The organism is Pseudomonas sp. PDM13 (assembly GCF_025685765.1).
Taxonomy (GTDB): Bacteria; Pseudomonadota; Gammaproteobacteria; order Pseudomonadales; family Pseudomonadaceae; genus Metapseudomonas; species Metapseudomonas solani.
In genome coordinates this window covers 22,525-37,095 of the sequence record NZ_JAOTQU010000002.1, presented here as the reverse complement: position 1 = coordinate 37,095, position 14,571 = coordinate 22,525, and the positions used below count along the sequence as shown (strand labels likewise).

The 14,571-nt window shown below is 61.9% G+C and carries 12 protein-coding genes; 8 read left to right on the top strand and 4 right to left on the bottom strand.

Features of this window, described 5'->3' with window-relative positions; all coding sequences use genetic code 11:
* Window positions 1-84: 84 nt before the first annotated feature.
* The 4 genes from gyrB to dnaA are packed head-to-tail and all read right to left on the bottom strand — an operon-like array spanning window position 85 to window position 6,224.
* Window positions 85-2,505 (bottom strand): DNA topoisomerase (ATP-hydrolyzing) subunit B, encoded by a 2,421-nt coding sequence (gene gyrB / locus OEJ36_RS02085; RefSeq protein ID WP_263400190.1) that lies wholly within the window; start codon window positions 2,503-2,505, stop codon window positions 85-87.
* Window positions 2,502-3,611, bottom strand: coding sequence for a DNA replication/repair protein RecF (gene recF, locus OEJ36_RS02080; protein ID WP_184488150.1), 1,110 nt, complete (start codon window positions 3,609-3,611; stop codon window positions 2,502-2,504). The genes gyrB and recF overlap by 4 nt, the downstream gene beginning before the upstream one ends.
* A gap of 7 nt (window positions 3,612-3,618) precedes the next feature.
* The gene (gene dnaN / locus OEJ36_RS02075; protein WP_263400189.1) at window positions 3,619-4,722 is read right to left on the bottom strand and encodes a DNA polymerase III subunit beta; all 1,104 of its coding nucleotides are present in this window, start codon (window positions 4,720-4,722) and stop codon (window positions 3,619-3,621) included.
* 38 nt (window positions 4,723-4,760) lie between these two features.
* A complete protein-coding gene (gene dnaA, locus OEJ36_RS02070) occupies window positions 4,761-6,224 on the bottom strand; it encodes a chromosomal replication initiator protein DnaA (protein WP_031286948.1) in 1,464 nt (487 codons plus the stop codon).
* 524 nt (window positions 6,225-6,748) lie between these two features.
* Between dnaA and rpmH the strand changes: the two genes are divergently transcribed.
* The 8 genes from rpmH (at window position 6,749) to OEJ36_RS02030 (ending at window position 14,566) form a co-directional block, all read left to right on the top strand.
* Window positions 6,749-6,883, top strand: a complete 135-nt coding sequence (gene rpmH / locus OEJ36_RS02065) for a 50S ribosomal protein L34 (RefSeq protein ID WP_021217136.1) — start codon at window positions 6,749-6,751, stop codon at window positions 6,881-6,883.
* Between the two features lie 14 nt (window positions 6,884-6,897).
* Window positions 6,898-7,302, top strand: coding sequence for a ribonuclease P protein component (rnpA, locus tag OEJ36_RS02060; protein ID WP_263400188.1), 405 nt, complete (start codon window positions 6,898-6,900; stop codon window positions 7,300-7,302).
* Complete coding sequence (gene yidD / locus OEJ36_RS02055; RefSeq protein ID WP_021217138.1) at window positions 7,295-7,540, top strand: membrane protein insertion efficiency factor YidD; 246 nt, start codon at window positions 7,295-7,297, stop codon at window positions 7,538-7,540. Before rnpA ends, yidD begins: the two co-directional genes overlap by 8 nt.
* 2 nt (window positions 7,541-7,542) lie before the next feature.
* Window positions 7,543-9,258, top strand: coding sequence for a membrane protein insertase YidC (yidC, locus tag OEJ36_RS02050; protein WP_263400187.1), 1,716 nt, complete (start codon window positions 7,543-7,545; stop codon window positions 9,256-9,258).
* A gap of 86 nt (window positions 9,259-9,344) precedes the next feature.
* A complete protein-coding gene (mnmE, locus tag OEJ36_RS02045) occupies window positions 9,345-10,712 on the top strand; it encodes a tRNA uridine-5-carboxymethylaminomethyl(34) synthesis GTPase MnmE (RefSeq protein ID WP_263400186.1) in 1,368 nt (455 codons plus the stop codon).
* A 510-nt stretch (window positions 10,713-11,222) separates the two neighbouring features.
* Complete coding sequence (mnmG, locus tag OEJ36_RS02040; protein WP_263400185.1) at window positions 11,223-13,115, top strand: tRNA uridine-5-carboxymethylaminomethyl(34) synthesis enzyme MnmG; 1,893 nt, start codon at window positions 11,223-11,225, stop codon at window positions 13,113-13,115.
* Window positions 13,115-13,762: a 16S rRNA (guanine(527)-N(7))-methyltransferase RsmG gene (gene rsmG / locus OEJ36_RS02035; RefSeq protein ID WP_263400184.1), complete on the top strand. Its 648-nt coding sequence runs from the start codon at window positions 13,115-13,117 to the stop codon at window positions 13,760-13,762. The genes mnmG and rsmG overlap by 1 nt, the downstream gene beginning before the upstream one ends.
* 15 nt (window positions 13,763-13,777) lie before the next feature.
* Window positions 13,778-14,566 (top strand): ParA family protein, encoded by a 789-nt coding sequence (locus OEJ36_RS02030; protein WP_021217143.1) that lies wholly within the window; start codon window positions 13,778-13,780, stop codon window positions 14,564-14,566.
* Window positions 14,567-14,571: the final 5 nt, after the last annotated feature.

The window sequence follows — 14,571 nt, the reverse complement described above, 5'->3', positions numbered from 1 at the left end:
CGGCACTAGGCCGGGGTCTGGCGTATCAATCAATGGACAATCACCCGTCCATTTGGGGGCATCTAGCGGCCCCTGGGCATCGACTCAAACGTCGAGGTTGGATACCGCCAGGGCATTGCTTTCGATGAAATCGCGGCGGGGTTCGACCGCATCACCCATGAGGGTGTTGAAGATCTGGTCGGCGCCGATGGCATCCTCGATGGTGACCTTGAGCATACGGCGCACGTTCGGGTCCATGGTGGTTTCCCACAGCTGCTCCGGGTTCATCTCACCCAGCCCTTTGTATCGCTGGATGGTGTGACGCTTGGTGCTTTCGGTCATCAGCCAGCTCAGGGCTTCCTTGAAGCTGGTGATGGCCTTGCGGCGCTCACCACGCTGCACGAAGGCATCTTCTTCCAGCAGGTTGTTCAGCTGGTCGCCCAGGGCGGTTACCAGCTTGTAGTCGTTGCTGGCGAAGAAGTCGCGGTTGAAGGTGATGTAGTGAGACAGACCATGGGCAACCTGCTCCACCTCGGGCAGCCAGAGGTGACGCTCGCGGTCTTCACGCAGGCTGGCGGAGTAGGTCAGCCCGGACTTCTCGGAAGCGCTCAGGCGCGCCTGGAAGCCCTCCAGCCAGCTTTGCATGGCAGCCTGGTCGGCCAGCTGCTCCACGCTTACGCGGGGCAGGTAGACCATGTGCTCGGTTAGCTCCTGCGGGTACAGGCGCGACAGGCGCTTGAGGGTGCGCATCACCGCACGGTACTCGTTGACCAAGCGCTCCAGGGCCTCGCCAGAGAGGCCAGGAGCGCTCTCGTTGACGTGCACGCTGGCGTCTTCCAGGGCCGACTGGGTCATGTATTCATCCATGGCCTCGTCGTCCTTGATGTACTGCTCCTGCTTGCCGCGCTTCACCTTGTAGAGCGGCGGCTGGGCGATGTAGATGTAGCCGCGCTCGATCAGCTCGGGCATCTGACGGAAGAAGAAGGTCAGCAGCAAGGTACGGATGTGCGAGCCGTCAACGTCGGCGTCCGTCATGATGATGATGTTGTGATAGCGCAGTTTGTCGATGTTGTATTCCTCACGCCCGATACCGCAGCCGAGCGCGGTGATTAGGGTGCCGACTTCCTGCGACGACAGCATCTTGTCGAAGCGAGCCTTCTCAACGTTGAGGATCTTGCCCTTGAGCGGCAGGATCGCCTGGGTCCTGCGGTTACGGCCCTGCTTCGCAGAACCGCCCGCGGAGTCACCCTCCACAATGTAGAGTTCGGAGAGGGCAGGGTCCTTCTCCTGGCAGTCGGCAAGCTTGCCGGGCAGGCCAGCGATATCCAGGGCGCCTTTACGGCGGGTCATCTCACGGGCCTTGCGCGCGGCTTCACGGGCGCGGGCGGCGTCGATCATCTTGCCGACGACGGCCTTGGCTTCGTTGGGGTTTTCCAGCAGGAAGTCGGCGAAGTACTTGCCCATCTCCTGCTCGACCGCGGTTTTGACTTCGCTGGAGACCAGCTTGTCTTTGGTCTGGGAGCTGAATTTCGGGTCCGGAACCTTGACCGAGATGATGGCGGTAAGACCTTCACGGGCGTCATCACCGGTGGTGGCGATCTTGAATTTCTTCGCCAGGCCTTCCTGCTCGATGTAGTTGTTCAGGTTACGCGTCAGCGCCGAGCGGAAGCCGGCAAGGTGGGTACCGCCGTCGCGCTGAGGAATGTTGTTGGTGAAGCAGAGGATGTGCTCGTTGAAGCTGTCGTTCCACTGCAGGGCCACTTCCACGCCTACGCCGTCTTCTTCGCGCTGCATGTTGAAGTGGAAAATCTGGTTCACCACGGTCTTGTTGGTGTTCAGATAATCGACGAACGCCTTCAGGCCACCCTCGTACTTGAACAGCTCTTCCTTGCCGGAGCGCTCGTCACGCAGGACGATGCCCACGCCGGAGTTGAGGAAGGAGAGTTCGCGCAGGCGCTTGGCCAGGATGTCCCAGCTGAAATGGATGTTGTTGAAGGTCTGGCTGGAAGCCTTGAAGTGCACTTCAGTGCCGGTGCCATCGGTCTCACCGACCGGGCGCAGGGGGAACTGCGGCACGCCATGGTGGTAGATCTGTTCCCAGACCTGGCCCGCGCGGCGAATGGTAAGGCGCAGCTCTTCGGAGAGGGCGTTCACCACCGATACACCTACACCGTGCAGACCGCCGGACACCTTGTAGGTGTTGTCGTCGAACTTACCGCCGGCGTGGAGCACGGTCATGATGACTTCGGCGGCGGAGACGCCTTCTTCCTTGTGAATATCCACCGGAATACCACGGCCGTTGTCGCGAACGGTGATGGATTCATCGGTGTGGATGGTGATGCTGATCTCGGAGCAGTAGCCCGCCAGCGCTTCGTCGATGGAGTTATCGACGACCTCGAACACCATGTGGTGCAGGCCGGTACCATCATCGGTATCGCCGATGTACATGCCGGGGCGCTTGCGTACGGCGTCCAGTCCCTTCAGCACCTTAATGCTGGAAGAGTCGTACGTATTGTTCTCGCTCATGCTTCACTCCGATGATCAAAGGTCTGGGTGATACCACCATGTTCCACGTGGAACATGGCTACCGGCGTATCCGTTCGCCAGCCGTCCCTCATTAGTTCGTGATCGACACAGGTGATGAACACCTGGCAATCCAAATCGTCCAGCAAGCGGCACAGTGCGCGCCGGTGCTGCTCATCCAGTTCAGACGGTAGGTCGTCCACCAGATAGATACATTGGCCGTGCTTGGCCTGGTTCAACAGGTGCCCCTGCGCGATTCGTAGCGCACAGACGACCAGCTTCTGCTGACCACGCGAAAGGATATCGGCCGCGTTATGCGCTCCAAGGCGCAGTCGCAAATCGGCTCGTTGGGGGCCAGATTGGGTGTGTCCCATTTGCTGGTCCCGGAGGAGGGAAGAGGCGAGTACTTCGGAGAGCTGGCGATCTTTATCCCAGCCTCGGTAGTAGCTCAGGCTGAGCGCATCGAGTTCGACCAACTCACCCAGGGTGCGTTCGAAAACAGGCTTCAAGGCCTGAATATAGGCCCGCCGATAACCATCGATTTCATCGCTGGCCAAGCACAGTTCCCGGTCCCAAGCCGCTTGCGAAACGGCGTCAAGTGTACCATGCCGGAGCCACGAGTTCCGCTGTCTCAGGGCCTTCTGCAGGCGCTGCCAAGCAGGCAGAAATCGAGGTTCCACGTGGAACACTCCCCAATCGAGGAACTGCCGCCTGATCTTCGGGGCGCCTTCGAGCAAACGGAAACTGTCCGGGTTGATCACCTGCAGCGGCAGCGTTTCAGCGAGCTGCGCAGCACTGCGCGCATTCTGCCCATCGATACGAATCTGGAACTCGCCTTGGCGATCGCGTGAAATCCCCAGGCTGCTGCTACGCCCTTCGAGCAATTCAACCTGGCCGAATACCGTGCAGGCGGGCTGCTCGTACTGGATGACCGGTTGCAGTTTGGCGCTGCGGAAGGAGCGGGCGAGGCCGAGGAGATAGATGGCCTCGAGCACGCTGGTTTTACCGCTGCCGTTGGCGCCGTGGATGATGTTGATGCGGGGGGAGGGGGAGAGTGTCACCGGGTGCAGGTTACGCACCGCGGTGACAGTGACGCGGCTGAGGGACATCGAGTGGTTACAGGCGCATCGGCATAACGACGTAGGCGGAGTCGTCGTTGTCCGCTTCCTGGAGCAGGGCGCTGCTGTTGGAATCGGAGAGGATCAGACGCACTTGATCAGTGGTCATCACGCCCAGCACGTCCAGCAGATAGCTGACGTTGAAACCGATTTCCAGGTTGCTGCCGTTGTACTCGACGGCCACTTCTTCCTCGGCCTCTTCCTGCTCCGGGTTGTTGGCCTGAATTTTCAGCAGGCTGGCAGCCAGTTGCAGACGGATACCGCGGTACTTCTCGTTGGAAAGAATCGCGGTGCGGCTGAAGGCTTCACGCAGGGCCTGACGATCACCCACTACCAGCTTGTCGCCGCCACGGGGCAGGACGCGCTCGTAATCCGGGAACTTGCCGTCCACCAGCTTGGAGGTGAAGGTGAACTCGCCGGTGGTGGCACGGATGTGGTGCTGGCCAAGGACGATGCGCACTTCGCCGTCCTGCTCGGTGAGCAGGCGAGCCAGTTCGAGAATGCCTTTGCGCGGCACGATCACCTGATGACGATCGGCCTGCTCGATACCGGACTCCATGGAGCACATGGCCAGACGGTGACCATCGGTGGCGACGGCGCGCAGCAGGTTGGCGCTGACTTCCAGCAGCATGCCGTTCAGGTAGTAGCGGACATCCTGCTGGGCCATGGCGAAACTGGTGCGCTCGATGAGGCGACGCAGTTTGCTTTGCACCAGGCTGAAGGTCAGCGAACCCGGGCCTTCCTCGACGGTGGGGAAGTCATTGGCAGGCAGCGTCGACAGGGTGAACTTGCTGCGGCCGGCCTTGATCAGCAGCTTCTGCTCATCCACGCGGATGTCGATCAGCGCATCGCTCGGCAGGCTCTTGCAGATATCCATCAGCTTGCGTGCCGGAACGGTGATTTCGCCAGGCTCGGCGGTCTCTTCCAGGGCCACGCGGCCAACCAGTTCGACTTCGAGGTCGGTGCCGGTGAGCGACAGCTGCTGGCCTTCCACGACCAGAAGAACGTTGGAGAGAACCGGCAAGGTCTGGCGGCGCTCGACGACGCCGGCGACCAGTTGCAGGGGTTTCAACAGGGCTTCGCGTTGAATGGTGAAATGCATGGTCTAGTCCCTTGCCTCAATGGGCTGCGCTTGAGCTATCAAGTGGTGAGCGTACGCAGCAGGTTCTTGTAGTCCTCGCGGATATCCGCGTCGGATTCCCTGAGTTCCGCAATCTTACGACAGGCGTGCAGAACTGTGGTGTGGTCTCGTCCGCCAAAGGCGTCCCCGATCTCCGGAAGGCTGTGGTTGGTCAGCTCCTTGGAAAGAGCCATGGCCACCTGGCGCGGACGTGCTACCGAACGCGAGCGGCGCTTGGAGAGCATGTCGGAGATCTTGATCTTGTAGTACTCGACCACGGTGCGCTGAATGTTATCGATGCTGACCAGCTTGTCCTGCAGGGCCAGCAGGTCCTTCAGCGACTCACGGATAAGCTCGATGGTGATGTCGCGGCCCATGAAGTGGGCGTGGGCAATCACCCGCTTCAGCGCGCCTTCCAGCTCACGCACGTTGGAGCGGATGCGCTGGGCAATAAAGAAGGCCGCATCGTGGGGAAGGTCGACCTTCGCCTGCTCGGCCTTCTTCATCAGGATGGCGACTCGGGTCTCCAGCTCAGGCGGCTCCACGGCAACGGTCAGGCCCCAGCCGAAGCGGGACTTGAGGCGCTCTTCCAGGCCTTCGATTTCCTTCGGGTAGCGGTCGCTGGTGAGGATCACCTGCTGGCCGCCCTCGAGCAGGGCGTTGAAGGTGTGGAAGAACTCTTCCTGGGAACGCTCCTTGCGGGCGAAGAACTGGATATCGTCGATCAGCAGGGCATCCACCGAGCGGTAGAAGCGCTTGAACTCGTTGATCGCGTTCAGCTGCAACGCCTTGACCATGTCCGCCACGAAACGCTCGGAATGCAGGTAGACGATCTTGGCGTTGGGGTTCTTCTTCAGCAGGTGGTTGCCCACCGCGTGCATCAGGTGGGTTTTACCCAGGCCTACGCCGCCATAGAGGAACAGCGGGTTGTAGCCGTGCTTGGGATTGTCCGCCACCTGCCAGGCAGCCGCGCGGGCCAACTGGTTGGACTTGCCCTCGACGAAGTTCTCGAAGGTGAAGGTACGGTTCAGGTAACTGGTGTGCTTGAGCGCACCCTCGACCTGGACCGAACGCTCGGTGCGCACGGCCTGCGGTGCCGACACCGACGCCAGGGGATCGAAGCCGCCCCGGGAATCCTGCACCGTCTCCACGCGCTGCGCAGCGACGGGCGCAACCGGAGGAGCTGTCATCACGGGCGGAGCCGTAATCGGCAGCGGCGCGACACGCGGTGGCATGCTGCGTTTGCTGCCTATTAATAAGGAAAGGGCTGGGGCGAGTCCGTTGCCACGCTCGCCGAGCAGTTCGAGAAGGCGGCCCATGTACTTTTCATTGACCCAATCCAGCACGAAACGGTTGGGCGCGTAGACACGGAGCTCGTCTCCCTCGGCCTCGACCTGCAGCGGGCGGATCCAGGTGTTGAATTGCTGGGCGGGCAGCTCGTCACGCAATAGCTCGACGCACTGCTGCCAAAGTTCCACTGACACGGATATCCCCCAAACGGAAAGGAGTACGACGCGAAAAAACAGGCGTCATTGTAGCTGCCGTGGACAAAGTTATCCACATGAAGAACGGCGTTTCACCAAGGAAAATCAAGATGTTATTGGATATCTTCAATCCGGGAAGCGTGCCTCGAAACTTTGTGGATAACCACACAACAACCCTCTGGACAACCCCACCCGGAACACGGTGGACAACCTCCCTGTGAGCAACTCGTACTTTAATCCCCAGCTTGCCCCCAGACCGCACACAGCCAGGGCACCGCTTTCGGACAGGCTTATCCTTTGGTCAAGCCTTCGCCTGCCGTAGCCCGGAGACAGTTTTCCACAGGACCTGATGCAACCAAGAGTTATAAACAAAACAAGCCTTTCTTAAGTACTTCTTCCTTTCTTATTCTTTTGATCGGAACAGGTTGGTTGGAAATTGACCTGCACGCGCCATTTCTCTAGAATCGCCGGTCTCTTTAAACGGGGGCCACGTCGGCCCGTTGTGATCACCCAGGTAAAGCATCATGAAACGCACTTTCCAACCCAGCACCATCAAGCGCGCTCGTGTTCACGGTTTCCGTGCCCGCATGGCTACCAAGAACGGCCGTGCAGTCCTGTCGCGTCGTCGCGCCAAGGGCCGCAAGCGCCTGACCGTCTGATTCACCCGGAACAGGTGGTGAGTCGAGGCTTCGGCCGGGAGAAGCGTCTGCTGGTCCCCCGGCAATTCAAGGCAGTCTTCGACTCCCCAACCGGCAAGGTTCCCGGCAAGAACGTCCTGCTGCTCGCGCGCGACAACGCTCTGGATCATCCCCGCCTCGGCTTGGTGATCGGCAAGAAGAGCGTCAAGCTTTCAGTCGAACGCAACCGCCTCAAACGCCAGATCAGAGAAACCTTCCGCCACAACCTCGAGTTGCTGGCCGGCTGGGACATCGTGATCGTGGCGAAAAAAGGCCTGGGTGATCTGGAGAACGAAGAACTGAAGCATCAGTTCGAAAAGCTCTGGAAGCGTCTAGCCCGCAGCCGGCCTCGCCCTGAATCCCAGACCGAATCAGGGGTGGCCGACAGTCCCCATGCGTAAACTGGCCCTCGTACCGATCCAGTTCTACCGCTATGCCATCAGCCCGCTGATGGCCAGTCACTGTCGCTTCTATCCCAGCTGTTCCTGCTACGCGCTGGAGGCCATCGAAAATCATGGTCTCCTTCGCGGTGGCTGGCTGACTGCGCGTCGGCTGGGCCGCTGTCATCCCTGGAATCCCGGCGGCTACGACCCGGTTCCGCCCGTAAAAACCTCCCAATCCTCTTCGATGGCCGAGTAATCATGGATATTCAACGCTCGATCCTGATCGTCGCCCTGGCAATCGTGTCCTACCTGATGGTTCTCCAGTGGAACCAGGACTACGGCCAGGCCGCCTTGCCGACCGCCAGTGCACCCGCCGCCAACACCGCGACGCTGCCTGACTCCGCGACTCCGACTCAGCAAGCCGCCAATGACGACGTCCCGACCGCCGACAATACCGAGCACAGCGCACCTGCCGCTGCTCAGGTGGCGCCGAGCAACGAGCTGATCCGCGTCGAAACCGACGTGCTCAATCTGGCCATCGACCCCAACGGCGGCGACATCGTTCAGCTGACCCTGCCGAAGTACCCCCGTCGCCAGGACCGCCCGGATGTCCCCTTCCAGCTGTTCGACAACGGCAACGAGCGTCTTTACCAGGCCCAGAGCGGCCTGATCGGCACCAACGGTCCCGATGCGCGCCCCACCGGCCGCCCGCTCTACAGCGCCACTCAGCGCCAGTACAAACTGGAAGACGGCCAGGATCAGCTGGTGGTCGAGCTGACCTTCAGCGAAAACGGCGTCAACTACGTCAAGCGCTTCACCCTGACCCGCGGCAAGTACGACCTGCAGGTCGCCTACCGCATCGATAACCAGAGCGCCCAGGCCTGGAACGGCAGCATGTACGCGCAGCTCAAGCGCGACGGCAGCGCCGACCCGTCCTCCAGCACCGCGACCGGCGTTTCGACCTACCTCGGCGCTGCCGTCTGGACCCCCAGCGAGCCCTACAAGAAGATCTCCATCAAGGACATCGACAAGCAGGACGAGAAGCGCCGCGAAGGCAATCCCGACGCCTGGTTCAAGGAAAGCGTGAGCGGTGGCTGGGTCGCCTGGCTGCAGCACTACTTCGTGACCGCCTGGGTCGCCGACAAGGGCCAGACCAACGTCATCCAGACCCGCAAGGATCCGAAAGGCAACTACATCGTCGGCTTCGTCGGTTCCAGCCTGAGCGTCGCTGCCGGTGCCCAGGGCGAAACCTCCGCCACCCTGTACGCCGGTCCGAAGGTGCAGAACCACCTGAAGGAACTGTCCCCGGGCCTGGAACTGACCGTCGACTACGGCTTCCTGTGGTTCATCGCCCAGCCGATCTTCTGGCTGCTGCAACATATCCACAGCATCCTCGGCAACTGGGGCTGGTCGATCATCGCCCTGACCGTGCTGATCAAGCTCGCCTTCTTCCCCCTCTCCGCCGCCAGCTACAAGTCCATGGCCCGCATGCGCGCCGTGTCGCCGAAGCTGCAGGCGCTGAAGGAACAGTTCGGTGACGATCGCCAGAAGATGTCCCAGGCGATGATGGAGCTGTACAAGAAGGAGAAGATCAACCCGCTCGGTGGCTGCCTGCCGATCCTGGTGCAGATGCCGGTCTTCCTCGCCCTCTACTGGGTACTCCTGGAAAGCGTCGAGATGCGCCAGGCCCCGTGGATGTTCTGGATCACCGACCTGTCGATCAAGGATCCGTTCTTCATCCTGCCGATCATCATGGGCGCCACCATGTTCATCCAGCAGCAGCTGAACCCGACGCCGCCGGACCCCATGCAGGCGAAGGTACTGAAGCTGATGCCGATCATCTTCACCTTCTTCTTCCTCTGGTTCCCTGCCGGTCTGGTGGTTTACTGGGTGGTCAACAACTGCTTGTCCATCGCCCAGCAGTGGTACATTACCCGCAAGATCGAAGCAGCGACGAAGAAAGCAGCGGCCTGATAACCACGCTGTAATCCGTTGAACAAGACGCCCCCTCAGTGGGGCGTCTTGCTATCCGCCATTCAGTGACCTTCCGGGAGCCAGCCATGAACGCTGTGCGTGAAACCATCGCCGCCGTCGCCACCGCCCAAGGCCGTGGCGGCGTCGGCATCGTCCGGGTCTCCGGCCCACAGGCAGCCCGTATCGCCCAGGCCATCGCCGGTCGCCAGCTCAAGCCCCGCCATGCCCATTACGGCCCCTTCCAGGATGCCGCCGGCGAGACCCTGGACGAAGGCCTGTCACTCTATTTCCCCGGCCCCAACTCATTCACTGGTGAGGACGTCCTTGAGCTGCAAGGCCATGGCGGCCCCGTGGTGCTCGACCTGCTGTTGCGCCGCTGCCTGGAGCTGGGCGCGCGCCAGGCCCGCCCGGGCGAGTTCAGCGAACGTGCCTTCCTCAACGACAAGCTCGACCTGGCCCAGGCGGAAGCCATCGCCGACCTGATCGAGGCCAGCTCCGAGCAGGCCGCGCGCAACGCCCTGCGCTCCCTGCAGGGTGAATTCTCCCGCCGCGTACAAGGGCTCACGGAAAGACTCATCCAGCTGCGCATCTATGTAGAAGCCGCCATCGACTTTCCTGAGGAGGAAATCGACTTCCTCGCCGATGGCCATGTCCTCGGGCTGCTGGATGGGGTTCGGGAAAACTTATCCACAGTCTTGCGCGAAGCGGGCCAGGGTGCGCTGCTGCGGGAAGGCATGACGGTGGTCATCGCCGGGCGGCCCAATGCCGGCAAGTCCAGCCTGCTCAACGCCCTGGCAGGCCGTGAAGCCGCCATCGTCACCGAGATCGCGGGCACCACACGGGATGTACTGCGCGAACATATCCACATCGACGGCATGCCGCTGCACGTTGTGGATACCGCTGGCCTGCGGGATACCGATGACCATGTGGAAAAGATCGGCGTGGAGCGTGCCCTCAAGGCCATCGAGGAAGCGGACCGCGTCCTCCTGGTGGTCGACGCCACGGCAGCGGAAAGCGCCGATCCCTTCGCCCTCTGGCCCGAATTCCTCGACAGCCGCCCCGACCCGGCCAAGGTCACCCTGATCCGCAACAAGGCGGACCTGTCAGGCGACGCCGTCGACCTGCAGACCAGTGCCGATGGCCACGTCACGCTGAATCTCTCCGCCCGTTCGGGAGAGGGCCTCGAACTGCTGCGCGAGCACCTCAAGGCCTGCATGGGCTACGAGCAGACCGCCGAAAGCAGCTTCAGTGCGCGCCGACGCCACCTGGAAGCCCTGCGCCAGGCCAGCAGCCATCTGGAACACGGCCGCTCGCAGCTCACCCTGGCCGGGGCGGGTGAACTGCTGGCGGAGGATCTGCGCCATGCTCAACAGGCACTGGGGGAGATAACCGGTGCCTTCAGTTCGGACGACCTGCTGGGTCGTATCTTCTCCAGCTTCTGCATCGGCAAGTAGCGGCTTTCCGCTGATGAAACGAGCCACCTTCGGGTGGCTTTTTTATGCCCGCGGACTTATCCAGAGGCAAATAAACCCTGTTGATAACTAGCCCTGAACCCCGTCCATAAGCCTGAGGATAACCGGGGGCATAACCGCCCTGTGCATAAGTACCCATTCCATCCACAGGGGGTGCACGGCTTACCCGGAGGAAACCGCCAGGTTCAGCACAGGCTTATCATTCTCTGCAGCCAGCGCCCTTTATGGTCTTGAGGCACTTATCCACAAAAAAGCCCTTCACCATTCATATAAACAATGAACAAGCTCTATAAGAATTCTTTCTCTCTTCTTATCTATTAGCCCCGAAGCCCGGGAAGCCAAAGCCGGTCGAACAGGATGTGGACAGGCGAAAGGGGAGTACACCGAACGGTTGGCTATTTTTTGTGCAAAAGGCTTCATTCACAGGGGGGAAGTCCCTATACTTGCCGCCTTCCCTATTTCCCCATTTACAGAACAGGCACGAGGTGCGTGGTGGATTTCCCTTCCCGTTTTGACGTGATCGTTATCGGCGGCGGCCATGCCGGCACCGAGGCTGCACTGGCAGCTGCGCGCATGGGGGTGAAAACCCTGCTGCTGACGCACAACGTCGAAACGCTCGGCCAGATGAGCTGCAACCCCGCTATCGGCGGCATCGGCAAAAGCCACCTGGTCAAGGAAATCGACGCCCTCGGCGGCGCGATGGCGACTGCCACCGACCTCGGCGGCATTCAGTTCCGTGTGCTCAACAGCCGCAAGGGCCCGGCCGTGCGTGCTACCCGCGCCCAGGCCGACCGCGTGCTGTACAAGGCAGCCATCCGCGAGATCCTCGAGAACCAACCCAACCTGTGGATATTCCAGCAGGCCTGCGATGACCTGATTGTGGAAAACGATCAGGTAAAAGGCGTCGTGACCCAGATGGGCCTTCGCTTCCACGCGGATTCCGTGGTGTTGACCACCGGTACCTTCCTCGGCGGACTTATCCACATCGGGCTGCAGAATTATTCAGGTGGCCGTGCCGGCGACCCGCCTTCCAACGCCCTGGCCAAGCGCATGCGCGAACTGCCCCTGCGTGTCGGCCGACTGAAGACCGGTACCCCGCCGCGCATCGATGGTCGTTCGGTGGACTTTTCGGTGATGACCGAACAGCCCGGTGATACGCCGATCCCGGTGATGTCCTTCCTCGGCAACAAGGAACAGCACCCGCGCCAGGTCAGCTGCTGGATCACCCACACCAATGCGCGCACCCACGAGATCATCGCCAGCAACCTCGATCGCTCGCCGATGTACTCCGGTGTGATCGAAGGCGTCGGCCCGCGCTACTGCCCGTCCATCGAAGACAAGATCCACCGCTTCGCGGACAAGGACAGCCACCAGGTGTTCCTCGAGCCGGAAGGCCTGACCACCCACGAGCTGTACCCCAACGGCATCTCCACCTCGCTGCCCTTCGATGTGCAGCTGGACATCGTCCGCTCCATCCGCGGCATGGAGAACGCCCACATCGTGCGTCCGGGCTACGCCATCGAGTACGACTACTTCGACCCGCGCGACCTCAAGTACAGCCTGGAGACCAAGGTCATCGGCGGGCTGTTCTTCGCCGGCCAGATCAACGGCACCACCGGTTATGAAGAAGCCGGTGCCCAGGGCCTGCTCGCCGGCGCCAACGCCGCGCTGCGCGCCCAAGGCAAGGAAGCCTGGTGCCCGCGTCGCGATGAGGCCTATATCGGCGTGCTGGTCGATGACCTGATCACCCTGGGCACCCAGGAGCCGTACCGCATGTTCACCTCGCGTGCCGAGTACCGGTTGATCCTGCGGGAAGACAACGCCGACCTGCGCCTGACCGAAAAAGGCCGCGAGCTCGGCCTGGTGGATGATCGCCGCTGGGCGGCGTTCGAAGCCAAGCGCGAAGGCATCGCCCTGGAAGAACAGCGCCTGAAGAGCACCTGGGTGCGTCCCGGTACGCCCCAGGGCGACGCCATCGCCGAGCGCTTCGGCACGCCGCTGACCCATGAATACAACCTGCTCAACCTGCTCAGCCGCCCGGAGATCGACTATGTCGGCCTGGTGGAAGTGACCGGCAACGGCGCCGAAGACCCGCAGGTCGCCGAACAGGTGGAGATCAAGACCAAGTACGCCGGCTACATCGACCGCCAGCAGGACGAGATCGCCCGCCTGCGCGCCAGCGAAGACACGCGCCTGCCTGCCGACCTCGACTACGCGACCATCTCCGGCCTGTCCAAGGAGATCCAGCACAAGCTCGGCCAAGGCCGCCCGGAAACCCTCGGCCAGGCTTCGCGCATCCCCGGCGTCACGCCGGCGGCCATTTCGCTGCTGCTGATCCACCTGAAGAAACGCGGCGCCGGTCGCCAGTTGGAGCAGAGCACCTGATGTCGCACGTCACCTCCCGCCACGGCGACGAGCTGTCCCGTGGTGCACAGCAACTCGCCGTCGAACTTTCCCCCCGGCAGCACGAGCTGCTGCTCGGCTACCTGGCATTGCTGATCAAATGGAACAAGGCCTACAACCTGACCGCGGTGCGTGACCCGGACGAAATGGTCTCGCGCCACCTGCTCGACAGCCTCAGCGTGGTGCCCCATGTGGCCGCACTGGGCGACAGCTGGCTCGATGTCGGCAGCGGTGGCGGCATGCCCGGTATTCCCCTGGCGATCCTGTTCCCCGAACGCCGTTTCACCCTGCTGGACTCCAACGGCAAGAAGACCCGCTTCCTCACTCAGGTGAAGCTGGAGCTCAAGCTGGACAACCTCGAAGTTATCCACAGCCGGGTCGAAGCCGTGCAGCCCGAGCGCCCGTTCGCCGGCATCATTTCCCGTGCCTTCAGCTCGCTGGAGGATTTCGCCAACTGGACCCGTCACCTGGGCGATGGCGAGACCCACTGGCTGGCGATGAAGGGCCTGCACCCCACCGACGAGCTGGTTGCACTGCCTGCGGACTTCCGCCTTGACGCGGAGCACGCCCTGGCGGTTCCCGGTTGCCAAGGTCAACGCCATCTGCTGATACTGCGCCGCACGGAATAAGGGGGAAAGGCAGCCATGGCTAAGGTATTCGCGATCGCCAACCAGAAAGGTGGAGTGGGCAAGACCACCACCTGCATCAACCTGGCGGCATCGCTGGTTGCGACCAAGCGCCGCGTGCTGCTGATCGATCTCGATCCCCAGGGCAACGCCACCATGGGCAGCGGCATCGACAAGCACGCCCTGGAAAACTCCATCTACGACGTGCTGATCGGTGAATGCGACCTGGCCGAGGCCATGCAATTCTCCGAGCACGGCGGCTACCAGCTGCTGCCGGCCAACCGCGACCTCACCGCCGCGGAAGTCGCCCTGCTGGAAATGAAGATGAAGGAAAGCCGCCTGCGCTATGCGCTGGCGCCGATCCGCGAGAACTACGACTACATCCTCATCGACTGCCCGCCCTCGCTGAACATGCTGACCATCAACGCCCTGGTCGCCGCCGATGGCGTGATCATTCCCATGCAGTGCGAGTACTACGCGCTGGAGGGGCTGTCGGACCTGGTCAACAGCATCCAGCGCATTGGTCAGTTGCTCAATCCGAGCCTGAAGATCGAAGGCCTGCTGCGCACCATGTACGACCCGCGCATCAGCCTCACCAACGACGTCACCGCGCAGCTCAAGGAGCATTTCGGCGACAAGCTCTACGACGCCGTCATCCCGCGTAACGTCCGTCTCGCCGAGGCTCCCAGCTTCGGCATGCCGGCACTCGTCTACGACAAGCAATCCCGTGGCGCCCTCGCCTACCTGGCGCTGGCTGGCGAGCTGGTTCGCCGCCAGCGTGCGAACGCCAAAACCGCTACTGCATAAGGAAA

Coding starts and splice junctions, on each gene's coding strand:
- gyrB (WP_263400190.1), bottom strand. CDS start 2,505: ATGAGCGAGAACAATACGTACGACTCTTCCAGCATTAAGGTGCTGAAG.
- recF (WP_184488150.1), bottom strand. CDS start 3,611: ATGTCCCTCAGCCGCGTCACTGTCACCGCGGTGCGTAACCTGCACCCG.
- dnaN (WP_263400189.1), bottom strand. CDS start 4,722: ATGCATTTCACCATTCAACGCGAAGCCCTGTTGAAACCCCTGCAACTG.
- rpmH (WP_021217136.1), top strand. CDS start 6,749: ATGAAACGCACTTTCCAACCCAGCACCATCAAGCGCGCTCGTGTTCAC.
- yidD (WP_021217138.1), top strand. CDS start 7,295: ATGCGTAAACTGGCCCTCGTACCGATCCAGTTCTACCGCTATGCCATC.
- yidC (WP_263400187.1), top strand. CDS start 7,543: ATGGATATTCAACGCTCGATCCTGATCGTCGCCCTGGCAATCGTGTCC.
- mnmE (WP_263400186.1), top strand. CDS start 9,345: ATGAACGCTGTGCGTGAAACCATCGCCGCCGTCGCCACCGCCCAAGGC.
- rsmG (WP_263400184.1), top strand. CDS start 13,115: ATGTCGCACGTCACCTCCCGCCACGGCGACGAGCTGTCCCGTGGTGCA.
- OEJ36_RS02030 (WP_021217143.1), top strand. CDS start 13,778: ATGGCTAAGGTATTCGCGATCGCCAACCAGAAAGGTGGAGTGGGCAAG.